The following is a 24,231-nucleotide window of genomic DNA, read 5'->3' as shown; positions in this document are numbered from 1 at the left end:
ATGAAGTCGATCATTTCCATTACTCTATCAACCGTATTATGTTTATCAGCGTGTCTTGTGGCAAGTCCGGCCTCAGCTGCAAAACCTTCCGGGGCCACAACAGCTAAACAGCTGACGGCACAAATGACATTAGATGAAAAGCTGGGCCAGATGCTGATGCCTGATTTCAGAAACTGGCAAAAAGAAGGGGCGGCATCTCCTGCTGCACTCACTGAAATGAATGATGAAGTCGCCGGTCTTGTTGAGAAATATCAATTTGGCGGAGTCATTCTCTTTGCAGAAAACGTAAAAACAACCGAACAAACCGTTCGCCTGACAGATGCATTTCAAAAAGCGAGTCCCAATATTCCGCTGTTACTCAGTATTGATCAAGAGGGCGGGATCGTGACAAGACTCGGAGAGGGAACTAATTTCCCAGGCAATATGGCTCTCGGTGCAGCGAGGAGCAGCAACTATGCGTATCTTACGGGGACTGTGATCGGCAAGGAGCTCTCAGCCTTGGGCATTAACACTAATTTCGGACCTGTTCTGGACATTAACAACAACCCCAATAACCCAGTCATCGGCGTAAGATCTTTCAGTTCAAATCGAGAGGTAACCGCAAAGCTTGGGATGTACTCAATGAAAGGCTTACAAAAACAAAATGTTGCTTCAGCGGTTAAACATTTCCCGGGACATGGAGACACAGATGTTGATAGCCATTACGGATTGCCGCTCGTCTCTCATAACAAAGAGCGCCTTCGTGAGGTTGAACTCTATCCTTTTCAAAAAGCAATAAATGCTGGTGCGGATATGGTGATGACAGCACATGTTCAATTTCCTGCCTTTGACGACACGACCTATAAAAGCAAGCTGGACGGAAGTGATGTCCTTGTTCCTGCAACACTTTCACGTAAAGTCATGACAGGGCTGCTCCGTGAGGAAATGGGATTTGACGGCGTCATCGTCACTGATGCACTCAATATGAAAGCCATTGCGGATCATTTCGGCCAGGAAGAAGCCGTCGTCATGGCAGTTAAGGCGGGCGTCGATATCGCATTAATGCCTGCCGCAGTCACTTCTCTCAAAACAGAAAACCGTTTCGACAGCGTTCTTCAAGCCTTAAAAAAAGCAGTTACTCAGGGAGACATTCCTTTACAGCAAATTAACCAATCAGTTGAAAGAATCATTTCCCTGAAAATAAAACGCGGTATTTACCCCGCTCAGAACAAAGGCAGTATAGATAAAAAAATTGCAAAAGCCCTCAAAACCGTAGGAAGGAAACAACACCGGAAAGCTGAGAAACAAATAGCTGAAAAAGCAGTGACGATTCTTAAAAACGAGCAGCATACATTGCCCTTTAAACCTAAAAAAGGAAGCTCGATTTTAATCGCTGCACCTTACGAAGAACAGACAGAAGCCATCGCGCAAACCATTACCGATCTTGTCCAACGAAAGAAAATCAAACCCGTTTCCCTCAGTAAACTGAACTTTGAGGGCCGAGTATTCGATGCTGAAACTGAGAAACAAATCAAAGAGGCTGATTATGTGATTACCGGCTCTTATGTCGTAAAAAATGATCCTGTCATCAACGATGGCGTCATCGACGACACTGTGACCGATTCAAGCAAATGGGCGACAGTTTTTCCGAGAGCCGTCATGAAGTCAGCACAGCAAAATCATAAGAAATTTGTACTGATGAGCCTGCGTAATCCATATGATGCGGCCAATTTTGAAGAAGCTCAGGCCCTTATTGCCGTCTACGGCTTCAAAGGATATGCCGACGGCCGTTATCTTCAGCCGAATATCCCAGCAGGCATTGAAGCGATCTTCGGGCAGACCAAACCAAAAGGCACACTCCCAGTTAACATTCCATCTGTCACCAGACCGGGAGACATATTGTATCCGTATGGCCATGGGGTAAACCTCAAAACCGGAAAACCGCTGTAACAAGGAGGGCTGAATATGAAAAAAACAGGATTAGCGCTTCTCGCAGGAATGCTTATGATCGGAACCATGACGGCCGCCTCAGCTTCCCAAGACCAAGAAAACCAAGCAGTCAAAAAACCCAAGGTCCAAACGGGCATCGACATCCTTTTATCCGATTATAAAAAACAACTGAAAGGCAAAAAAATCGGGCTGATTACCAATCCGACAGGCGTAAACTCCTCACTCAAAAGCAGTGTCGATGTCCTCAGCCAAGATCCTGACATTCAGCTCACAACATTATATGGTCCTGAGCATGGCGTCCGCGGGGATGCTCAGGCCGGAGACGAAGTTGCGTCTTATATTGATGAAAAAACAGGGCTGCCAGTCTACAGCCTATACGGCAAAACAAAAAAACCGACACCTGAGATGCTGAAAAATGTCGATATCCTCGTATTTGATATCCAAGATGTCGGAACACGCTATTACACGTATATTTACACGATGGCTTATGCGATGGAAGCCGCCAAGGAAAACGGCATTCCCTTTATTGTGTTAGACCGTCCGAACCCGCAAGGAGGACAGAAAGTTGAAGGGCCGGTCCTTGAACCTGGCTACTCTTCCTTCGTCGGTCTTTATCCTATCCCTTTAAAACACGGGATGACGATTGGAGAGTTAGCCTTACTGTTTAACAAAGAGTTTAAGATCAACGCCGACCTCACCGTCGTCAAAATGAAACGATGGAAGCGGAAGATGAATTTTGAAGATACAGGACTTCCTTTCGTCCTCCCTTCGCCTAATATGCCGACGATTGACAGCACGTTCGTTTACCCTGCAACAGGTTTAATAGAAGGAACAAATGTATCCGAAGGCAGAGGCACAACAAAACCGTTCGAATTCATCGGCGCTCCCTACATGAAAAGCACACAACTGGAGGAAAAGTTAAACAGCCTCGGCCTGCCGGGCGTCACGTTCAGAGCAGCATCCTATATCCCAACCTTCTCCAAGCATCAAGGCAAACTATGCCACGGGGTTCAAATGTATGTGACGGACAGAAAAAAATTCGAAGCAGTCAAAACAGGACTCTCGCTCATTAAAACCATACACGACCTCTACCCTGATGACTTTGAATTTCTGGCGACAGGCTCTTTTGACAAATTAATCGGCAACGGCTGGGTCAGAACAAAAATTGAAGAAGGCGCGGACATACAAGAAATTACAGATGCCTATCAGAAGCCCCTCAAGGAATTTAAGAAACTCAGAAAAAAATATCTCATCTACTAGCATAGCAATATAATGTTTCTAAAAAAGCATACATGAAAGTTACACGTGTAACTTTCATGTATGCTATAGCTTTCCAGCCCCTGCCTCACGAGCAGGGGCTTTTTCCTATGATTTAGAAAGAGTTTCTCTGTAATATGAGAAAAGGAGTGTGGAGAAAATGGATTTTTATATCATCGTTGCGGCGGCGGAAGGGACCATCTGATCGCTAAAGGAACTTGGCTGTAATGTTTTCACCGCTTTTTATAGGAAAACATTCATTTATTTGGTACAATTTTATTGATAATGATTATCATTTAAATGAATGTTTTCAGAAAAGGTGGTCTTTCCATTGCATTCTTCACTTATTTATCAGCCGATACAAATAAAACTTATAAAAAAAACAAGTGAAATCCATACAGAACAACAGCTCGCCGACTCCTTCGTTCTGATTTTTCATTTAAAAGGTGACGGCGCCATTTCCATCGGGACCAGCAGCCTTCCGCTGCAAAAAGAAACACTTTATATTTGTCCTCCCTTTGAAACATTCGGTATTTTCCCCCGTTCCGCAAAAGAAATCAGTATCTATCTGGTCAGACTGCACACCTATTCTTATGAAGCTGATCAAAGGACCTTGATTCCAAACACGGATTGGGATGTTTTTTCTGATCTTCAGATGATGAATGTACAGCCTGTCGAAAATCTTGCAAGCCGGCTTCAACAGCTTGCTGATGTATGGCCCGCTTCTTCACCGCTTCAGCAGATGAAGTGCAGCATAGATGTTCAAAGCCTGGTTTATGACATCTTTTCAGCGAAAACCTACTGCCAAACTGATACAAAATCAGCAATCGTAAAAACAAAAGAATTTATCAAGAATCACGCCGATACAAAAATCACCTTAGACCAGCTCGCTCAAATGGCAGGTATCAGCGCGAAGCATTACAGCGAAACCTTTAAGAAATGGTACGGGCAAAGTGTGACTGAATTCATTACAGAAACCCGAATGACAAAAGCAAAACGGCTGATGGCCAAAGCAAACTACAAACTTAGAGAAATTGCTAACCAAACCGGCTATCAAGATGAATTTTATTTCAGCCGAACATTTAAAAAACATACGGGATGTTCACCTACAAGCTATATGAAAAAAAGGCGAAAACAAATAGCTGCATACGGAAAGGGGACAATGGGACAGCTTATCCCGCTCCATCTCATTCCTTTTGCGGCACCGCTTCACCCAAAATGGACAGCCCATTATTATAAACATTTTTCATCCGATATCCCGGTTCACCTTAGCGCATACCGTTTTAATGAACAATGGGAAGAAAATCTCCATACGTTATCGCGCGCGAAACCTGAAGTGATTGTCAGCATGGATTCCATTTCCCAAGAGGAACAAACGCGTTTGAAACGAATCGCTGACGTTTTCTATCTTCCTTCACAGGAAAATTGGAGAATCCACCTGATGCTCACCGCTTCATATTTGGAGGAAGAATCTGAAGTCCGCAATTGGCTTGAGACGTATGAGCAGCAGGCCGCAGCGGTCAGAAAATCTTTTCGCCATATGCAGGAGAAACGTTTTCTGTTTGTGCGCCTGCATAAACAACATTTTTACCTGTCGCATAACCGAAGCATTCAAGATGTGTTCTTTGGAGATCTGGATTTTGCATCAGCAAAACCCGAACACACACCTCCGGAACAAAAGATTTCCTTGGAAATGCTGACAAATTACCAACCTGATTGTCTTATGCTTTTGGTTTTCAAAGAACCGGAAACATTAGCCTATTATCAGCAAATTCAGGAAACCGAAACATGGCAAAACCTAACAGCGGTGCGCAACAAACAGGTTTATCACATTACACCGGACCCTTGGTGTGAATATTCAGCTTGCGGCCATGAACGGATCATTCAGCAAACCATTTCATTACTTTCCGGTAATAGTCCATCATAATGCCGGAAATTGTCCATGGTGTTATATCTATTCATTCTCTATAATCTCAATTGATAATAGTTATCAATTGAACAGGGGGCACTATAGATGAAAAAAATGTACATTGCGATATTGATTTTGCTTCTCGCATTGACTGCTGCGGCGTGCGGCAGTAAAGAGGAAACCAACGGCAGCAGCGCCGCTGGAACAAAATCAGAAAAAAAGAAAATAGAATATCTCGACAAAACGTATGAAGTGAAAGTACCAACAGACAAGATCGCCATTACAGGAAGCGTCGAATCTATGGAAGATGCGAAATTGCTCGATGTCCACCCAGCCGGTGCCATCTCATTCTCAGGCAAATTCCCGGATATGTTTAAAGACATTACAGACAAAGCAACCTCTACCGGTGAAAAAATGGAACCGAACATAGAAAAGATTCTTGAGCTTCAGCCTGACGTCATTTTGGCATCTACGAAGTTTCCGGAAAACACAATAAAAAAACTAAGTAATACAGCGACCACCATTCCCGTTTCCCACATTTCTTCTAACTGGAAGGAAAACATGATGCTGCTTGCCCAGCTTACAGGAAAAGAGAAAAAAGCAAAAGAAATCATTGCGGACTACGAACAGGATCTTAAAGACACAAAAACGAAAATAAACGGCAAAGCGAAAGATTCAAATGCTCTTGTCATCAGAATCAGACAAGGTAATATTTATATCTACCCGGAACAAGTATATTTCAACTCAACTCTTTACGGAGATTTAGGCCTCACCGCTCCTGATGAAGTCAAAGCGGCAAAAGCGCAAGAACTCATCTCGTTAGAAAAACTAAGTGAAATGAATCCTGACCATATTTTCGTCCAATTTTCTGATGATGAAAACGCAGATAAGCCTGATGCTTTAAAAGACTTAGAAAAAAACCCGATCTGGTCAAGCCTCACTGCGGTTAAAGAAGATCATGTTTATGTCAATTCAGTAGATCCTCTTGCACAAGGCGGCACAGCTTGGAGCAAAGTCCGTTTCCTGAAAGCAGCAACTGAAAAATTGACACAAGACTAACTTAGAGTAGGTTTTTATATGTATTCAAAACAGTGGACACGTATCATTATGATCAGTTCTCCATTTGCCATTGCTCTATCTCTGTTGTTCTCTGTTCTATATGGCGCGAAACATCTTCATGCAGATATCATTTTCACATCGATTCTGCATTTTGATCCGCAAAATACAGACCATCAGATTATATGGCATTCACGTATTCCCAGGGCTGCCGGCGCTCTTTTGATCGGGGCGGCCCTAGCTGTTTCAGGAGCGCTCATGCAGGGCATTACACGCAACTACTTAGCTTCGCCCTCTATCATGGGCGTATCTGACGGCTCTGCATTTATCATCACGCTTTGTATGGTGCTGCTCCCTCAATCATCTTCAATCGAGATGATCATTTACTCATTTATCGGCTCGGCGTTAGGCGCCGCGCTTGTTTTCGGTCTGGCCTCCATGCTGCCTAACGGTTTTACTCCCGTGCAGCTTGCGATCATCGGCACTGTCACGAGCATGCTGTTAAGCAGTTTGTCGGCTGCCATGTCGATTTACTTTCAAATTTCGCAAGATCTAACCTTTTGGTACAGTGCAAGACTTCACCAAATGAACCCAGACATATTAAAGCTCGCCGTCCCTTTTTTCGTTATAGGAATAGTGATCGCCGCTTCACTCAGCAAAAAGGTCACGGCGGTCTCATTAGGAGACGATATTTCAAAAAGTCTGGGGCAAAAGAAAAAGGCAATCAAACTCATGGCGATGATTTCAGTGGTCATCCTGACTGGTAGCGCTGTAGCCCTCGCCGGAAAAATCGCTTTCGTGGGATTAGTCGTTCCCCACATAACAAGATTTCTAGTTGGTTCTGATTACAGCAGGCTGATTCCTTGTTCCTGTGTCATAGGGGGCGTTTTTTTAACACTATGCGATCTCGCCAGCAGATTTATCAATTATCCGTTTGAAACACCGATCGAAGTCGTCACATCCATCATCGGCGTGCCTTTCTTCCTTTATTTGATCAAAAGAAAAGGGGGAGAGCAACATGGTTAAAAAAATGACGGGAATGTATATCATCTTAGCTGTACTGATCCTTACTGTCGCTTATTTCAGCCTGACGAGCGGGTCATTCGCTGTACGTCCGGGAGAGCTGCTCTCCACTTTTTTTCAAATTAACCCCAATCCTCAATATGAAATTTTGCTGTTTGATTTAAGATTGCCCCGTATCATACTGGCTGCTATCGTTGGACTCGGGCTCGGAATAGCCGGCGCCGTTATACAGGCCGTTACGAAAAATGGATTGGCTGACTCGGGGATTCTCGGGATTAACGCTGGAGCGGGAGCAGGTATTGTCGGATTCATGCTGATCTTTCAAGGACAAGCGAAAACAACGACTCTTGCAGCCGCAATGGGAACACCTTTTTTCGGATTGATAGGCGGCCTGTTAGCTGCAGCGCTGATCTATATGTTTGCTTGGCACAGGGGAAATCTGGATTCAGGCAGAATCATTCTCGTGGGAATTGCAATTAATTCAGGTTTTAGTGCGCTTACTTTATTCTTGTCCTTAAAAATGGATCCTCAAGACTATGAAATGGCCATGGTATGGAAAAACGGCAGCATTTGGTCGGCAAATTGGACGTACATCACAGCCATTCTTCCATGGCTTTTGGTATTTATTCCTGCTCTCTTTGCTAAATCCAGACTGCTGGATACCATCCGATTTAACGAAGATACGGTCAAAAGCCTAGGCATCTCTTCTAATAAAGAAAAAACAATTTTATTGATTTCTTGCATCGCCATTATCAGCGCCTGCGTATCAGTAGCAGGCAGTATGGGATTCGTCGGTCTGATCGCACCGCATATTGCACGCAGACTGGCCGGCGTTGAACACCGCTATATTTTGCCGTTAAGCGGTTTGATAGGCATGCTGCTTGTGTTATGTGCTGATTTTGCGGGTAAACTGTTTTTCCAGCCGGCAGAGGTCCCGGCAGGAATCATTCTCGCTATACTCGGTGTACCATATTTCTTATACCTGCTTTTCAAGCAAAAAAAGGCGACTAACAAATGAATGGCTCTTTCAACGAACACATCTTCCGTACAAGAACATTCAAGCTTTACCTCCCGCCTTCATACCACCGCCGCCGCACATCATTTCCGTGCGTATACGTGCAGGATGGCGGATCGCTGTTTGAAGAACAAATCGAGTGTTTGGAGGAGAAATTTCACCATGGAAAGCTGCCCGAACTGATTATTGCCGGCATTGAACCCAAAAACAGACTAAATGAGTACACGCCTTGGCCTGCGGCATCACTGCATGAAGCCTTTGATGATTTTGGCGGAAAAGGGGATCAATATCTGTCCGAAATCATAGATCAACTGATTCCTTATATTGAGGAAAACTGGAACATAGACGGAAGCCCACAAACAAGAGGATTTATCGGCTCCTCCTTGGGCGGGCTGATCTCCATGTTTGCTCTCTTGAAACATCCGCACATGTTTGGGAACATCGGCTCTATTTCCGGCTCTTTCTGGTATGAGAATGCGGCGGATATCATCAACCGATCCGCCATACAGCCTGCAAAACAGCGGATTTATATGTCTGTCGGAAGTAAAGAAGGAATCGGAAAGCAAACCATTCAAAAAGAAATGCTCTCCAAAACAGAACAAGTGTATAACAGCCTTAAGAATAAAGGCTTCACACCGGATCAGCTGCTATTCACAATTGAAGAGGACGCAGATCATCATCACAAGTTTTTTACCCGGCAATTTGCAAACGCGTTAGAATGGCTTTACGAAAAAAACCGCTCATCCCTTTGAGCGGTTTTTTTTACGCTTTTTGCAATACAGGCTTTAATTCATAGCGCTTGAGCAAATGGCCGAACAAAGCGGCCAATATCTGTTGGAACAGCATACCGATCACAACAGGGACCGCGACTTGCGAAGGAAAAAAGCCAACAGCAAGAACAGCTCCCGCGCTGATGTTCCTCATGCCTCCGGTATAAATGAGAGCCACGATTTCTTCCTGTCTTCTTTTCATTACTTTTCCTATCATCCAAGCAACCGCATATCCGGTCAAAGCAATGCAAAATACCATCACAGCAATCCCGGCGAATCTCAAATCAATCACTTGAAAATAAGGGGCAATCACAGAACTGTTAATCGCAATGACTGCCATCAAGCATATTTTAGAAAAAGGAGAAAACGTCCGGCTTAAAACGGCTGTTCGTTCTGCAGGAGAAAACTGGTTGACAAGCATCCCCAAAAATGATGGAATCACCACCATAATGATAAGCCCTTTCATCATACCCCATACATCCATATGGACCTGGGCGCCTGCTAATAGAGAAAGGCTCACAGGTACAATCAAAGGCGACAAAATCGTATCCACAAGTATAATGGAAAGCGTCAAACCGACATTCCCTTTATACATCGAGGCCCAAATCAGGCTCGTAATCCCAGTCGGTATCACAACCGCCAATATAAGTCCGGTAATAGTCAAGGGGTCGCCTTTAAAAATGAGATGACCGCTGCCCCAAGCAAAAACCGGCATGAAGATATGGAGAACAAACAAAGCAAGAATCATAGGCAGGGGATGAGCCAGAGCATGTCTAAGCGATTGAAAATTGGCGCTCAGGCTGCCTGCAAACGTGATAAAAGCAAATATCCAAGGCACCGCGCCGTTCCATCCGCTTATATACTGAGACAGAAGCACACCGATCACCACACTAGACGGTGTTAACAACGGCATAATCCGGCCCAGCACTTGGTTCAACTTCTGAAGCATCATATATAAGTCTCCTATTAATGTGTTTTCATTCTATTATATCAATGACAATCAACAGTTTTAACCAAATATCTTATATTCTTATGTCCGGATCAATTTTTCTACACAGTGAAAAGCCCAGACATTTATAATCTGGACTTTCATTCTTACGCCATCTGTTTTAAAAGAGCCTGACTCGCTTCGTTTAAGCCCTTCAGTTCTGCTTCAATTCCTTGTTCTTTAAACTTCGCAACGATTTTACCAAGCGCAGCTACACCGGAATCATCCCATACATGAGCTTCACTTAAATCAATTACAACCCGTTCGATATCCTCTCGATACATAAACGCATTCATCAGATCAGATACTGAAGCAAAAAAGATCTGTCCTGTTACTTTATATGTTCTCAGTTTTTGATCATCTGCATGAGAAATGATTTTCAATTTCGATATTTTTGCTACAAAAAACACCGCGCTTAATAAGACACCGGCAAAAACGCCTTTTGATAAATCATCAGTCAGAACGACTGTAATGACGGTAACAACCATAACAATCGAATCAGTAAGCGGCGATTTCCGTAAACCCTTCAGCGAAGACCAGTCGAACGTACCAATAGAAACCATAATCATTACGGCAACAAGCGCCGCCATTGGGATGTTCACGACCACATCGCTTAACACCACAATTAAAAACATCAGAAAAGCCCCGGCGACAAATGCAGATAGCCTGCCGCGGCCGCCTGCTTTCGTGTTAATCACGGATTGGCCGATCATAGCACAGCCCGCCATGCCGCCAAAAAACCCAGTCACGATATTGGCAATCCCTTGTCCGCGGCTTTCTTTGTTTTTATCACTATCCGTATCCGTCATTTCATCAATAATCTGTGCTGTGAGCAGTGATTCAAGCAGCCCGACAAGCGCCAATGCAATGGAATATGGGAATATGATTTGAAGTGTTTCAAACGTCCACGGAACGTCGGGGATCAAAAATCCCGGCAATGAGCTTGTTAACTCACCCATATCACCAACCGTCCGCACATCCACGTGAAGGGTAATAGCGATAATGGTCATTACAATAATCGCTATAAGCGGTGAAGGAACGGCATTTGTAAACCTAGGAAGGATATATATAATCAACAAAGAACCTGCAACCATGGCATACATCATCCAAGAAGCTCCTGCAAACTGCGGAAGCTGGGCTGAAAAAATAAGAATAGCCAGTGCATTCACAAATCCTATCATGACTGATCTAGGTATAAACTTCATTAGTTTTGCAATCTTACTTATGCCCAATATGACTTGTATAATGCCTGTCAGTATAGTGGCCGCAAACAAGTACTGCAGTCCGTAATCTGCAACCAAGGACACCATAACAAGCGCCATAGACCCTGTGGCAGCGGAAATCATTCCCGGTCTGCCGCCAAAAATAGAAATAATAATAGCAATACAAAATGACGCATAAAGACCGACCATCGGATCGACACCGGCAATAATGGAAAAACCAATCGCTTCAGGAATTAAAGCCAATGCAACCAATATGCCGGCCAGAACATCTTTACGTACATTCCCGAACCATTGCTGTTTTAATGAAAAACCTTTCAAATATAACGACTCCTTTTTTAAATGTAAAATTCCGCATCATGTCAGTTGGGAGCTTTAATTGTTAATATACGGGAAAGCAAGAAGCAACTTCTTCCGGAGAAACAGGGGAAACGTTCAGAGTATAGGATATAGGGGAAAGGAGTTATATACAAAGAGTATCATAATAAATTTATTTAGGATATGCAAGGTCAAATTGTGCCACAAAACAATTGGATTATATTCCCTCGCTCCGTTTACGTCCAGACCAATCACATGCATCATCATACAAATACGGCTCAAATCAAGGGTGACATGAGCCGTTCATTGTTGCTTACACCAGCTTCGGATCAGATACAAGGATCGTTTTTATAGCTGTTATATCTTTTCTTTCCTTTGAATTCGGATCTATGCCCATGAGGTTCTGAACAGCTTGTTCAAAATTCTCTAATTCTACTTTCTCTGTGATCAAATCAGAGAGCTGAGGAAGGTCAATCGCACATGACAACGCAGTCTCCATGATCTGCCTTGCCTCTCCGGTTCCTATAATGGTCACTCCATTGGAGAGTAATTGATAAGGTCTGATTTTCATTTCATACGTATCGTCAAAACCCATAGGCACAAGTCTTCCGCCTTTTTCTATTAACGGATAAGCCCAATCCAGCTGATTGCCGATCGCATCAAAAATAACATCAAATTTTCTTCCTTGATTGATTCGTTCAACCTCTTCAACAGTCAATGTTTCAGGATGATAAACATAATCGGATATATGTTGCGCCGCTTCCGATCTGAATTTTCCAATCTCGGTCGCAACAGTCAGCCTTGCTGATTTTTTTACCATCATCTGAACAAGGAGCCCGATCGGACCCGATCCTAAAACCAATACGGAATCATCCGGTTTTATCGCGGCCTTTTCCACAACATTCAAGACGCAGGAAAGGGGCTCAATTAAAGTTGCTCGTTCCCATTCCATAGATTCCGGTATTTTGTACATGAATCGATCCTCGCCCACATAGTAATCCGCAAAAGTTCCGTGTGCTCCAAGGCCTAACTGCCAATCTTCAAAGGACTCGCAATAACAGGTTAAACCCTTTCTGCAATAGTAACATTTCCCGCAGAATTGGGTAGGGTCAATGACAACTCGGTCGCCCACCCTTACATCTCTGACATCTTCACCAATTTCCACTACCTCACCAACTGACTCATGTCCCATGATCATGTTGTGAGTGGCATTCATTTTTCCTTTCAGTACATTAAGATCGGTACCGCATATACCGGTACCATATATTTTCACTTTTACATCATTCAGTTTCCGTATCTGAGGCTCGTCCACCTCTACATATTCAAGTTTGTCGTTAGGAGTCCAGACCAACGCCTTCATAGCTCTCTTCCTTTCTGTCCCAGCGGATTTGGTCTAACAACATTTGATGGAGTTCCTTTGTTGACGCTGCAATGCAAGATTGCTGGTTATCGTAGCTGAGATCCGTAAGAAGCGTGCTATCCAAAGAATTTCCATAGGCGTCTGTTATCATAACGCCGGCTTTTTTAGCCAAAAATACGCTGGCCGCAATATCGTATGGAAACAAATGCAGAACTTGTCCGTTCCCTACATTCTGAAAATCGGATAGTAACCCAGGATTGTCTTTGAGTAAACGATTGCCTATATCCACATAAGCGTCCATCTGTCCCGTGATGATTCTGGAAATCGAGTAGGAGGCACTATTAAAAACGAAGACTCCTCCATTATTTGCTGACTGGTCAATCAAATGGCCGTATGCATCAATCATAAGGTGAGCGGGGTGTCCATTGAACTCAAGGCTCCAGAACATATTTTTTATTTCTTTTACCTCGCTTAAATTTGGCAGTTCTCCCTGAAACCCTTCATAGTGAATACAGTCGGAGTAGATATCGCCGTACATGTAGGCACCGGTTTTAAGCTCCAACAGAAAAGCAAATTCAATATCCTTAATTTGCGCATTCGGTTTGTACGCAGCTAATGCTATGGAGATACATGACATTTCAAGACCGGCAGCAGCCGGGCGGGTCCCATCAATAGGATCAACGATTAAAATGTATTGCGGATTCTCCCCAAACAACTTTAATCCGCCATCCTCCGTATAGAACGCGATTGGCACTTCTTGCTTTTGTATATATTCAAGTACGGCATCTTCAGCGGCTGCATCAATATTAAACTGTGCATCTCCACCCGGAGAATAACCGTTGACCAGCCGATTTTTCAATGTCCCTTTTTGATCTTTCACCTTTTGATAAACAAACTTCCCCATTCCAATAATATAGTCTCTCACTTTATATCCTCCAATAACTTACGGAGTTTGAAGCAAAGCACTTCAGCCTCACTGAGCGTAATCGTCAATGGCGGACGGATTTTGAACACATTTCCGAATCCATATCGAGAAGTACGAAGGATCAGTCCATACTCCATTGCTTTATCCGCAATGTAATTTGTCAGTTCTACATCCGGCACATTGTTTTCTTTAACAATCTCAACGCCGATCATCAGACCGACACCTCTTACATCTGCAATAAATGTAAAGTCTTCTTTCATTTTTTCTAGTGAATCCATAATGTAATTTCCAACAACTGTAACATTCTCTAAAAATCCAGGTCGTTGCATGATGTCAATGGTTTTACATGCAGCGGCAGATGCCAACACGTTGGAACCGTAAGTGAAGGAGTGAGTGTAGCCTGGCAATCCAGTATACTTTTCTTCCGTCAGGGTGGCGGCGACTTGGAATCCTGTACCTCCTAACCCCTTTGCGACAGTCATCATATTCGGTTTTACATCAAAGTGGTCGGCAGCAAACATCTTTCCGGTTCTTCCAAATCCAGTCTGGATCTCATCAAAAATGAGGGCAATATCATGCTCATCACATAATTTCCTTAACTGTTTAAAGTAATCTTTAGGCGGAACGACATTTCCTCCGTTCCCGGAGATCGGTTCAACAATCATTGCGGCAACTTTCCCATTGCTAGCGTATTCAATAAAGTCATTGATTCTTTCTACGCACAGCATACCGCACGAGCCTGGTTTCTGGTTATAAAAACAACGATTACAATAAGGATCGGGAACTTGCAAGCCAAAAGAGAATTGTGGAGGGAATGGTTCTTTTCGAAATGAATTTCCGGATAAAGCTGACATCATATAAGTTTGTCCGAGGTGGCTTCGAAATAGTGAGATGACATCCGTTTTTCCGGAGTAGTACTGAGCCATTTTTATGGCTCCTTCGTTTGCAGCGGAACCGCTGCTGACTTTAGGGTGTACTTTTGTGAGATTGTCGGGGGAAATTTCTACAAGTTTTTCAGCTAGTTTATTTACGGCGTCTGTTTGATAAGAAGAAGTGACATGAATAAGCTTGTCCGCTTGATCTTTAACTGTGTCTATCACTTCCTTGTTGCTATATCCCAAATTCAAGTTGAACGTGGCGGATGCACAATCAATATACTCATTTCCTTCTTGATCGTATAAATAGATTCCTTCTCCTCTTTCCATCACCACATCGTCCACTTTGTAATACAAACTGTCTGGATTTGTAATTTCCTTCGTCCCCACATTACCACCCCTAATTTTTAATAGAAACATGTGAAACTGTTAACTATCGTATTCAGTATAGAAAATAATGTCAACGATATTTTCGTTAAATATGTTAAATATTTGTTAACTCTGCGATTAGGGATGCGCGGCTAAAAATTGTATGATACGATAACAATAATTGTATATAATGTAAAAAAAACCTGTATGCAATAGGTTTTCAAAACTGATACAGGACAATATTTACTATTTTTAAAAAGGTTCTTCTGAACTAATCATTGCAGCCCTCCAATAAAATAGTGCTCCCGTCAACTAAAATTAGCAGGTACAAAATGGTGCTTATTTGACTAATAAGGAGATTAAATGATGAAAACTCGTCTGCTGTGGATCGGTTGTGTTTCCTACGGATTAATTGCTTTTACACTCGTTATACTAGGAGCCGTATTGCCTGAATTACTTTCACATTACACCCAAAGTTATAGTAATGGCGGGGTGTTAGTATTTTCTCAATTTATGGGTTTTTTAATAGGCGTACTGGGAATGCCTTTACTCGTTAAGAAACTAGGCAGAAAAAATGTGGTTGTAGTCGGCTTGGCCATGATTAGCTGTGAGCTGTTCATTTTCTTTTTACCGCCGTGGCCGTTACTCTTTTTGTTTGTAAGTATGGCGGGGCTTGGAGCTGGATTAGTTGAATCATGTGTAGGGACGATTATCCTTACAGCGATTAAAGAGAAACAAGCCGTTGCCATGAGTAAGATGGAAGTTGCTTATGGGCTGGGAGCGCTCTTTATGCCGCTATTATCAAGTTTCTTAATCAGCAACGGCCTATGGGCATTGGCATTTCTTGTGTTAGGAGTAAGCTCATTTCTGCTTATGATCGTTTGGAGACAAATGAGTTTTGGCAGTTTAGACCACTTACTTATTCGCAAAGAAAGCAGTCCGGATATTAAAACACAAGGCCATACAAGCTATCGCAGCAAGGGTTTCCTATTTATTGCTTTAGCAGCAGCCTATTTCTTCTTTTATGGCGGCAGTGAAGTATCCATTGTACACTTTATACCTTCCATTTTCGCTGAAAAATGGGATATTCCCAATTCATTAGCGACGATAACGGTAACGATTTATTGGTCAGGAATGATCATTGGACGGTTACTGACAGGACCAGTTTCTGAAAAAATAACATACCATCGCTTTCTCCGTTTCATAAACATAGGCGGTCTGATTGCACTGGCCATATTAGCGGTCAGTCAAACCGTTTGGGTCGGATTTGCTCTTTGTTTCTTTTTAGGCCTGTTTATGGCCGGTATGTTCGCCATTGCCTTGATCATTACAAATCAGTTTTTCCCGGGGAAAACTGAACAAACGACAAGCATTTTGCTCGCTTCCAACGGACTCGGCGGTTCACTCTTGCCAATAGCAGTTGGCTGGAGTTTAGACGAATTCCCAGTACAGACAGCCTTTTGGTTATTTACTATTTTAATGGCATTCATGCTGATTCTTGTTATTGCGTTAAAGATATTGGAATCAGCTAAAATGCGTACACATGGACAATCCAAAACCGAATCCATATAGAAGTAAAAAAAGCTAATGACCATGTATAGGGTCATTAGCTTTTTGAATTTGAGCTGTTGATGCTGATTCAGTAAGATGATTCTCCCCGAATACAAAGGGCTTTTAATCAGAAGCATGAGAGACTGGTTTGCCGATATAAAAACAGACAACATTGCACATATGATTGTGGAAAGAATCTGTTTAAGGAATAAATTATTTGAGCACTGTATTTGTGTGCAGTTTTTTAATAAACAAAAAAAGCTTTCTCATTCTTGAGAAACCTCGTCAGATCAGTATATTCAGATAAGCTTCCAAGCGGGCTCGAACCGCTGACCTCTTCCTTACCATGGAAGAGTTTAGTGAAAGTCTTAGAATAGTTTAGACTGATAAACACTGTTCTATCAGGGTTTTGATAAATGACAAAATGATTTAGACAAATTTAGAAAGGTGGCGAATAATCGTGTTTGCCACCTTTCTGCCACCCTTTCCACCTATATGCAAGCTGACAACAAATAAAAAAGAGCCCTCAATTCTGTTGGGCTCTTTCCTCTAATAATCTAAGTGTACGCGGTAATCCTTCCTGCCACGTTATATATTCTTTCCTTTTTAATGCATCCAGCAATCCTTTTACTGTACTTGGCGAGTTTACCCCCAGTTCCTTCATTAACTGTCTGTACGAAGGTGGATATCCTTTTTGATCTATAAATTGAGATATAGTTTCTAATACCTCTGATTGCCGCTTTGTAATTTTACGCAAAATTGACGTCCCCTTTTCTATATCTGGCCGGAGCAACAGCTAGGATATTTTCTGTTTTAAATGTCTTTGTTTGCCGGCTTTTGAAGCAAAATGCTCTTATGTAATGTTTATTAAGTTGATGTACGATTATAGCTCTTTTTGAAATAGAACCGTCTATTTTCATATAAATCATATCTAAAGATGTTTGTTCTCTTAACGATTTTTTTAACAGTGTATCCATGCTGCACTCCTCCTTCGTTACCATCATTTTATACGAACTTTTGTTCTGTTTCAAGTTGAAAAGGGAATGTTTGTTCTGGTATTATTTACTCGGAGGAGGAGGCAATCGGGATGAATGACTTTGAGCGGAAAGTATACCGGATCATTTTTAACATGACCCACTTCGGGAAAAATCCCTCTTTGGGCGAATTGAAGAGAAAAACCGGGAAGGATGAATGCGCTATACGAGAAGCGGTCAAGAATCTCATGAGGCAGCGTTTGTTGAAATGGGATAAGAAAAAGAACAAATGGATGTTTTGACACATTATAATGAAGAAACTAAAAAAACCTTTTCCGAAGAAAAGGTGAAATAATGCTCATGTTTGAAAACGGTCAGAAGCTTGCATTGTATCTTGATTTTGTTTTTCCGCTAAGCTTACTCCCAAGCCGGTTACTAAAGTCAATGATAAACCAAGAATAATGAAGACGCTTTTTTTAAAATTCATACAGGCATTCTCCCCTTTGAATTTGTGTTTGCGTATCAACCATTTTTTTATGATAAAAATAGGATATTTCAAACTCCCTTGAGTCTGCATAAACAGAAGCAGTCTCGCAAGCGATATCCTCAACATATGAGTAATTCTTATTTTTCTCTAGGTATTCTATCGTATTGTTAACCCCTTGCTGATCCACCGCATCAACATAAAGAGCCTTTAGATAGCCCTGTAATGTCTCGAAAAGCTTATCCCCTTGGTATACTGCGGCCGATAACCCTTTCTTGCTCGCTTGAATTCCTTCTCCCATTTTTCCCTGTTTAAAAAGGACCTTTGCATAAGTAAATAAGGAATGCGGTAAATTGCTCAGCTTTTCTTTTTCTGTAATTTCTACAGCTTGTTTTAAAAAGATTTCAGCCTGTGAATGTTCGCCCCTATCGGAGTAATTTGCACCCAAATTATAAAGAGCAGAACTAATCAGCCTCTTATTATCTAACTCTTTTGATAATTCAAGAGCCTTCTCAAGATGCGGCTGACTTTTTTCATAACGTTTAAAATCACAATAATTCCCTGATATGACAAAAAGGCATTGCACCTTTCGCACTTTATAAAGCTCATATTGATTATAAACGTCCAACGCTTGTTTGACATGGTGCATTGATACATGACTTTGCTTCATACCGTAATAAGCCTCTGCCAGCTTAAAATGAAATTCTGCTTTTTCAATTTCATCATGAACGTGCATAAGTTGTTTTTCAGCCTCTCTATAGAAGCTAATTGCCTTCATATACTGCTTTTTATCAAATTCATACATTCCACGGAAAAACAAAGAATAATAACTCAGAAGACCCGAGATACCTTTATTTGATGCTTCTATTTTTTCTAGTAACTCGTCAATTGTCGGTCTTACCCGTGTGGTCACCGGTTCTAAATAATCTAACATGAGCTGGTGACGGAATTTCATGAGAGTAAAATAAATCAGTAAATATTCATCTTCTTCCATTTGGTTTATTTCTTGTTCCACTTCCGCTTTTAAAATCTCCGCATCCGGGACGCTGAATTGGCGAATCATTTTATACCATTCATTGATCTTTATTCCAACTTTTGACGATGGTAAAACCGGATTCACATGACCCCTCCTTATATACTCTCTTATGTAATATTCTAACATTTCTAACAATATGTATGTCCGCAAAAAAACCGCAAACATTTTCTTCGGTTAGTTTTGTTCGGGGTTCATTTTCCAAATAAAAGGTTTTTTGTATTTCTTGATATCTTTATATGGTAAAATTTTGTTAATCAGTGAACCACAAAGCTTAATAAGAAAGGATATGATCATGAAGGTATTTGAAGCTAAATCACTGCTTTCCGAAGCTGAAAACCGTGCAAAAGAATACAAAGAAACAAGGAATCAAATGGTCAAATTAAAGAAAGCATTCAAAGCTGTCGCTGATTTAGATGATAGTGAGTTTTCTGGTAAAGGCGCCAATAACATCAAATCATTTTATGAAGATCAGGCCGGCATTGCTGACCAATGGATTGATCTAATCGAGATGAAAATTTCTTTTTTAACGAGTATTTCTGGTATCTTGGAAGACGCCAGCTTATCAGATGCCTACATAGAGGAATCCTTCTTAGAACATGAGTTGGCTAACGCCTACACAAAATCAAAATCTATCATTTCAGAACACAAAAAGGCGATCAAAGACATCTTAAATGACATACACGAGATCCTTCCCTTAGATGTTTTTTCAACAGAAGATTTTAAAGATGAGTTATCTTCTGCTGAGAAAAAACGGAAAAATGCAGTCGAGAGAATAAGTGAAGTCGATGAGAATCTAACGTCAGAATACGCCCTTTCGGAAGCCAATGAACAAATGATACAGGCTGATTATCAGGCACTTATGAACGCGACAGCACAAGGCAAGAGTGCCTCTCCCATCCACTATAACGCAAAGGCTTATAGAGACAGTGAAATTCACAAGATGACTGAGGATGTAAAAAAACAATCAACTGATTATATCGCCTTTAAAGACCAGCAGGCTGAACAAAGAAGGATAGTAAAAGAACAGGAAGAGCTAGCGAACAGGACATGGTACGAAAAGACGTGGGATGTTGTTTGTAATTTTACAGGGGAAGTCTCTGGATATTATGATTATAAAAGAGCCGCTGATGGAGTTGATCCTGTTACCGGCGAAAAGTTGACAGAGGGCCAACGTGTAGCAGCTGGAGCGATGGCTGCGGCAGGTTATGTCCCGATTGTGGGATGGGCTGGAAAATTAGCAAAAGGCGGAAAAGCTGTTTATTCAACCAGTAAAGCACTCTACAAAGCAGACAAAGCACTTGATGTCTACAAAACGCCAAAGACATTCCACGTCCTTCAAAATTCAAGTAAAGGTCTTTATGGTCTTGCTTCTGCGAACGGTTTTAGCGAAGCTATAACTGGCCGCGACATGTTTGGTAATAAGATTTCAAAAGAACAGCAGCATAACAGTATAAATGCAGCACTTGCTGTTTTAATGCCTTTTGGTGCAAAGGGGTTTTCCGGAAAAACCGGTCTTAAAGCTTCATCATCAACTGAAACCGTAACTCAAGTTACAGTTAGTAGAAAAGGAGCTTTTAAAGAAGCGAAAAGAGATGCCGGTATACAACGTGCTCAACAACCAGAGTCAATCAATCGTGTAGAAATGCGTACTGCTCCTCACGAAGGCGGTCGTGTAATTAAAGATAAAAATGGTAAAATCATAAGGACTAGGGAATACACCTTCACTAATAATAAAGGTGAAAAGATTATCATACAGGATCATAGCGCTGGACATGAAAAAGGTGGTCAAGGTCCGCACTTTAACGTTAGACCAATTGACAATACTCGAACAGGAAAGGTTCCTGGCACAAAAGAACATTATCCTTTTAACAAATAATTTGAGGTGATTTTATGTGGTACATGAATTTAGAAGAAAGTCATTTTTTAAAAAGTTTATATAACGAGATACCAGACTTAGATAATGTACGCATTGAGGGTATTTATATAAAAGAAGAAGGTAGAAAAGTAACATTACATTTTGATATGCCATTCTATGCCGAGAATCCACCTAAGAAATGGGCTAATCTGGGATACAACTCAATCGCCCTTCAAGTGGACTTCTTCGATATCCATTCCTTAGAAATGAAAACTTCTTCAGATACATACAGAGGAAACATTGAGATAACTAAGGATGAACAAGGCTTATTAGACATTAATGTAACAGGTGAAATTAACGCAAAGATCAAAGCTGACACCGGTTTTATTCAATCAATAAATGGTTATATTAACGAAGCTGTTTGAGTTTGATTGGATTATCTTGTTAAATAAACAAAGCCCCCTCTCGTGATGAGAAGGGCTTTTCTTTTGTTATTTAAAAAGTGCTTTAAGTTTACTTTCATTTTAGGACCGTAGATCCTCACTACCTGTTATCATCTTATTTGTCTATGAATAATCCATGACCGACAACATATTTTCCATTATCAGCTTTCCTCATTCTAAACTGGAATTTCCCATTTTTATTTTTTACAGAAAACTTTTTTGATACTTCCTTATCCCCTGAAAAACTTTTGGTATCCTGTAATACTCCTACTCCCGCATTATTAGCCCTGTATAAATCGACACTAAAATTACCTGGAACTTGAGGAGTAATTTTCAAAGTTCTCGAATGGGTTCCATTGGAAAAACTGAACAGTTGCGAATTTAATCTATATTTAAAATCATATGAAAAAGTATAAGTATCAACAGCAGCAAAAGCTACTGTCGGCAGTGTGAGTGTGCATAGAAGAACAAAAGATAGAATAGTTTTTTTGAGTTTCATTAATTAATCCCTCCATAAATTTAATAGTTTTAAATTTTTATTGTTTTGTGTGTCAATGCTTTTGATAATATTTATCAACAATGGACTGATGATTTTAAATAAGCAATATCCAGTTAATACTCCAATCGTGTTTAAGATAATATCGTCAACAACAAAGCTACGATAGGTAACTCCTAAAATTGTAGAAGTTATTAATTGTGTTAATTCAATCCCGCTAGAAACCAAAAAACCTAAAGCTAAAACAGACTTGACTTTGTTAAAGCGCTTCCATAAGATTGGAGCGTAAAATCCTAGAGGTAATAATAATAGTATGTTACCTCCAATTTGTTTGAGTATTACATCTAAAAGATGATTGGGGTTAACCATAAGGAGTTTATAAATATCAGAGAAAGGAATAAAGTTATTTTTTTGTGCGGTGTTTGACTCTATAATAATCTGAATATAACGTTTACTTATCGGAATAGGAAGGAATGTTTTGCTTATGACTAGTACTGAATAAATAAAGAAGGAAAGGTAAACAATTTGTTGAATGAAAGAAGTTTTCCTTTTTCGATAACGTAAAAACATCACTGCTGAATAAATAATCAATAATGGTATTAATTGTAGCCAAGTAAATATTAAGATATCTCCCATTTTTTCACCCCCTTTATATATTTCATATATAATAGGTTCTATATTTTTCAGGTAATACCTTCTAATAAATCCATTTTAATGAAACATTTTCTTTTATATCCATAGATACTTTTCATGAACAGCATTTGTATGATACGAATGAGGGAAATTGAAAAATCTTTCATTTTTAACATGAGTAATTTGAAATGTCAAAACAGGACGTTATGTAGAGCGCCCTGTTTTATCATTTTTATTTTGCTGAATCGTTATGTTCTAGATTTAGGAATGTGACTGCTGATTTTCTATCTTTAGATTCAGTACCCAAAAGGAATGGGTTTACTCTGAAAGTCAAAGTATCGGTTCCTGAAGTCTTGTCCTTTTTCCCTGAAAGCCTTGAATGAGGCAGCACAATAAACTTCATTATATATCTTCCTTCTTTGTCTTCCGATAATTCAACGCCTCCTTTAATGGTAACAGAGATTGAGTCATCTTTATAAAATTCCCGGACACTGTCTAATATATCTTTAAAGAAAAGTTCATGCATAAAAACACCAAATAGTTCTTGTGAAACTTCTGTGTTCTGGTATTGTTCTTGTTTAGCAGCTTCTACTGTGATAGAACTTAACGAAAAACATAAGATCACCATTACAATTATTTTTTTCACAGTAATCATCTCCTTTCAATTTAACATTTGCATTTTTAAAATTTTTATACAACTGAGGTATCTAATAACTTTGAAAAGCCCTCTCTCCCTAAGAAAAAGAGAGAGCTTTTTATTATTTCAGCAAAGACTCTAATTTTAATTTCGTCTTCAGCCCGTAAATTCCATCAGCAGTCAATCCGTACATTGACTGGAATCGCTTGACCGCATTTGCTGTTTTCGGTCCGTAATAGCCGTCGATTCCGTTGTTCTTTGCTCCTTTGTTCGGATAGTAGTAAAGAGCCGCCAGCGCTTTTTGAATCTTTGTGACTTCTGCTCCCTTTCTCATCGGGTTTGTCACTTTAAAGACACCAGAAGGCAAGGAGTATGATGTTTTTTTACTGCTTGTTTTAGTACTGCTGGATGAACTGGATCCTTTCAGTTTTAACTTTTGGCCAACTGTGATTTTATTTGGATCCTTAATGTTATTCCAGCTCTGGAGGTTTGCAACACTTACCCCTTCAGCCTTCGCAATTCCGGAAAGAGTATCTCCTTTTTTGACTGTATATGTTGTTGCGGATCCTGATGAACCGCCTGAAGCTGCTGAACTTTTACCGCCGATCTTGCTTAATTCATCAGCAATAGCGGCTTTTACTTCATCCCATCTACCCTCTGACAAAATCCGGTGGGGACAATACTTGCCGTTCCAGTCTTGATGCTTACGGACACGATCAATACCCCAGCCGCGCTCTTTAAGAAGCTGCGCCACAAATTTGATTGCCAGCTTTTCAGCAGCCTTATATTTTGCGCCTCCTGACTTGCTGTAGCAGATTTCAACGCCGATAGACTTACGGTTTCCTGGGCCGTTTGTGCCGTCACCAGTGTGCCAGGCGTTGCGATTTAACGGTAGCCCTTGAATTACCTGTTTGTCATCAACCGCAAAATGAAAGCTTGTCGAACTTGTATTATTCTTCATGAAACTGATTTCGTTTTTAGCTGGCGCATCATTGGCCGTATTGTGGATTGTGATATACTCTGCAGTCATACCGTTAGGACATTTTAACTTGTATTTATCATCTGAAACTAAGTTTTTCACTACTTTTATTGTCATAGATTTTCACTC

At 41.0% G+C, this 24,231-nt stretch carries 24 protein-coding genes; 11 read left to right on the top strand and 13 right to left on the bottom strand.

The window, feature by feature from the left end:
• The 7 genes from AAHT65_RS07860 to AAHT65_RS07830 all read left to right on the top strand — a co-directional run bounded on the left by AAHT65_RS07860 (position 1) and on the right by AAHT65_RS07830 (position 8,941).
• The gene (locus AAHT65_RS07860; RefSeq protein ID WP_268494483.1) at positions 1-1,929 is read left to right on the top strand and encodes a glycoside hydrolase family 3 protein; all 1,929 of its coding nucleotides are present in this window, start codon (positions 1-3) and stop codon (positions 1,927-1,929) included.
• Between the two features lie 15 nt (positions 1,930-1,944).
• The gene (locus AAHT65_RS07855; RefSeq protein WP_343311280.1) at positions 1,945-3,189 is read left to right on the top strand and encodes a DUF1343 domain-containing protein; all 1,245 of its coding nucleotides are present in this window, start codon (positions 1,945-1,947) and stop codon (positions 3,187-3,189) included.
• Positions 3,190-3,517: 328 nt separating this feature from the next.
• Complete coding sequence (gene btr / locus AAHT65_RS07850; RefSeq protein ID WP_094231248.1) at positions 3,518-5,113, top strand: bacillibactin transport transcriptional regulator Btr; 1,596 nt, start codon at positions 3,518-3,520, stop codon at positions 5,111-5,113.
• Positions 5,114-5,200: 87 nt separating this feature from the next.
• Positions 5,201-6,154: an iron-hydroxamate ABC transporter substrate-binding protein gene (locus tag AAHT65_RS07845; RefSeq protein ID WP_010787453.1), complete on the top strand. Its 954-nt coding sequence runs from the start codon at positions 5,201-5,203 to the stop codon at positions 6,152-6,154.
• Positions 6,155-6,172: 18 nt separating this feature from the next.
• Positions 6,173-7,177 carry a FecCD family ABC transporter permease gene (locus tag AAHT65_RS07840; RefSeq protein WP_010787452.1) on the top strand — a complete coding sequence of 335 codons (1,005 nt, stop codon included), beginning with the start codon at positions 6,173-6,175 and terminating at the stop codon, positions 7,175-7,177.
• 4 nt (positions 7,178-7,181) lie between these two features.
• Positions 7,182-8,192, top strand: a complete 1,011-nt coding sequence (feuC, locus tag AAHT65_RS07835; protein ID WP_343311512.1) for an iron ABC transporter permease FeuC — start codon at positions 7,182-7,184, stop codon at positions 8,190-8,192.
• A complete protein-coding gene (locus AAHT65_RS07830; protein ID WP_094231247.1) occupies positions 8,189-8,941 on the top strand; it encodes an alpha/beta hydrolase in 753 nt (250 codons plus the stop codon). The genes feuC and AAHT65_RS07830 overlap by 4 nt, the downstream gene beginning before the upstream one ends.
• A gap of 10 nt (positions 8,942-8,951) precedes the next feature.
• Here AAHT65_RS07830 and AAHT65_RS07825 read toward each other — a convergent pair whose 3' ends face one another.
• The 5 genes from AAHT65_RS07825 to AAHT65_RS07805 all read right to left on the bottom strand — a co-directional run bounded on the left by AAHT65_RS07825 (position 8,952) and on the right by AAHT65_RS07805 (position 15,035).
• Positions 8,952-9,872 carry a bile acid:sodium symporter family protein gene (locus AAHT65_RS07825; protein WP_094233136.1) on the bottom strand — a complete coding sequence of 307 codons (921 nt, stop codon included), beginning with the start codon at positions 9,870-9,872 and terminating at the stop codon, positions 8,952-8,954.
• Positions 9,873-10,054: 182 nt separating this feature from the next.
• Complete coding sequence (locus AAHT65_RS07820) at positions 10,055-11,488, bottom strand: SulP family inorganic anion transporter (protein WP_343311279.1); 1,434 nt, start codon at positions 11,486-11,488, stop codon at positions 10,055-10,057.
• 310 nt (positions 11,489-11,798) lie between these two features.
• Complete coding sequence (locus tag AAHT65_RS07815) at positions 11,799-12,845, bottom strand: zinc-dependent alcohol dehydrogenase (protein WP_343311278.1); 1,047 nt, start codon at positions 12,843-12,845, stop codon at positions 11,799-11,801.
• The gene (locus AAHT65_RS07810; RefSeq protein WP_061570967.1) at positions 12,820-13,770 is read right to left on the bottom strand and encodes an inositol monophosphatase family protein; all 951 of its coding nucleotides are present in this window, start codon (positions 13,768-13,770) and stop codon (positions 12,820-12,822) included. The genes AAHT65_RS07815 and AAHT65_RS07810 overlap by 26 nt, the downstream gene beginning before the upstream one ends.
• A complete protein-coding gene (locus tag AAHT65_RS07805; protein WP_063638624.1) occupies positions 13,767-15,035 on the bottom strand; it encodes an aspartate aminotransferase family protein in 1,269 nt (422 codons plus the stop codon). Before AAHT65_RS07805 ends, AAHT65_RS07810 begins: the two co-directional genes overlap by 4 nt.
• Before the next feature lie 345 nt (positions 15,036-15,380).
• Here AAHT65_RS07805 and AAHT65_RS07800 point away from each other — a divergent pair, with 345 nt between their 5' ends.
• Positions 15,381-16,586 (top strand): MFS transporter, encoded by a 1,206-nt coding sequence (locus AAHT65_RS07800; RefSeq protein WP_343311511.1) that lies wholly within the window; start codon positions 15,381-15,383, stop codon positions 16,584-16,586.
• 505 nt (positions 16,587-17,091) lie between these two features.
• On the opposite strand, the gene AAHT65_RS07795 is transcribed toward AAHT65_RS07800, so the two are convergent.
• Together AAHT65_RS07795 and AAHT65_RS07790 are read right to left on the bottom strand one after the other, a co-directional pair.
• Positions 17,092-17,322, bottom strand: coding sequence for a transcriptional regulator (locus AAHT65_RS07795; RefSeq protein WP_106360918.1), 231 nt, complete (start codon positions 17,320-17,322; stop codon positions 17,092-17,094).
• Positions 17,315-17,542 carry a hypothetical protein gene (locus AAHT65_RS07790; protein ID WP_106360919.1) on the bottom strand — a complete coding sequence of 76 codons (228 nt, stop codon included), beginning with the start codon at positions 17,540-17,542 and terminating at the stop codon, positions 17,315-17,317. Before AAHT65_RS07790 ends, AAHT65_RS07795 begins: the two co-directional genes overlap by 8 nt.
• Before the next feature lie 110 nt (positions 17,543-17,652).
• Here AAHT65_RS07790 and AAHT65_RS07785 point away from each other — a divergent pair, with 110 nt between their 5' ends.
• On the top strand, positions 17,653-17,841 hold the full coding sequence (locus tag AAHT65_RS07785) for a hypothetical protein (protein ID WP_343311276.1): 189 nt from the start codon (positions 17,653-17,655) through the stop codon (positions 17,839-17,841).
• 56 nt (positions 17,842-17,897) lie between these two features.
• On the opposite strand, the gene AAHT65_RS07780 is transcribed toward AAHT65_RS07785, so the two are convergent.
• Positions 17,898-18,026 (bottom strand): hypothetical protein, encoded by a 129-nt coding sequence (locus AAHT65_RS07780; protein ID WP_268370171.1) that lies wholly within the window; start codon positions 18,024-18,026, stop codon positions 17,898-17,900.
• A complete protein-coding gene (locus tag AAHT65_RS07775) occupies positions 18,016-19,143 on the bottom strand; it encodes a Rap family tetratricopeptide repeat protein (RefSeq protein WP_268518436.1) in 1,128 nt (375 codons plus the stop codon). The genes AAHT65_RS07780 and AAHT65_RS07775 overlap by 11 nt, the downstream gene beginning before the upstream one ends.
• A 208-nt stretch (positions 19,144-19,351) precedes the next feature.
• Here AAHT65_RS07775 and AAHT65_RS07770 point away from each other — a divergent pair, with 208 nt between their 5' ends.
• Positions 19,352-20,935, top strand: coding sequence for a T7SS effector LXG polymorphic toxin (locus AAHT65_RS07770; protein ID WP_343311274.1), 1,584 nt, complete (start codon positions 19,352-19,354; stop codon positions 20,933-20,935).
• 23 nt (positions 20,936-20,958) lie between these two features.
• Entirely contained in the window at positions 20,959-21,339 is a 381-nt protein-coding gene (locus AAHT65_RS07765; protein ID WP_268370177.1) for an Imm50 family immunity protein, read from the top strand.
• A 133-nt stretch (positions 21,340-21,472) separates the two neighbouring features.
• Here AAHT65_RS07765 and AAHT65_RS07760 read toward each other — a convergent pair whose 3' ends face one another.
• The 4 genes from AAHT65_RS07760 to AAHT65_RS07745 all read right to left on the bottom strand — a co-directional run bounded on the left by AAHT65_RS07760 (position 21,473) and on the right by AAHT65_RS07745 (position 24,219).
• Positions 21,473-21,856 carry a hypothetical protein gene (locus tag AAHT65_RS07760; RefSeq protein WP_268370179.1) on the bottom strand — a complete coding sequence of 128 codons (384 nt, stop codon included), beginning with the start codon at positions 21,854-21,856 and terminating at the stop codon, positions 21,473-21,475.
• Between the two features lie 3 nt (positions 21,857-21,859).
• The gene (locus tag AAHT65_RS07755) at positions 21,860-22,489 is read right to left on the bottom strand and encodes a VanZ family protein (protein WP_328184999.1); all 630 of its coding nucleotides are present in this window, start codon (positions 22,487-22,489) and stop codon (positions 21,860-21,862) included.
• Between the two features lie 229 nt (positions 22,490-22,718).
• Positions 22,719-23,132 (bottom strand): hypothetical protein, encoded by a 414-nt coding sequence (locus AAHT65_RS07750; protein ID WP_268518313.1) that lies wholly within the window; start codon positions 23,130-23,132, stop codon positions 22,719-22,721.
• Between the two features lie 112 nt (positions 23,133-23,244).
• On the bottom strand, positions 23,245-24,219 hold the full coding sequence (locus tag AAHT65_RS07745) for an N-acetylmuramoyl-L-alanine amidase (protein ID WP_268370184.1): 975 nt from the start codon (positions 24,217-24,219) through the stop codon (positions 23,245-23,247).
• Between the last annotated feature and the right edge of the window lie 12 nt (positions 24,220-24,231).

The organism is Bacillus atrophaeus, assembly GCF_039519175.1.
Taxonomy (GTDB): Bacteria; Bacillota; Bacilli; order Bacillales; family Bacillaceae; genus Bacillus; species Bacillus atrophaeus.
The sequence above is the reverse complement of the archived record's forward strand: the minus strand, read 5'-3'. Positions and strand labels throughout refer to the sequence as shown.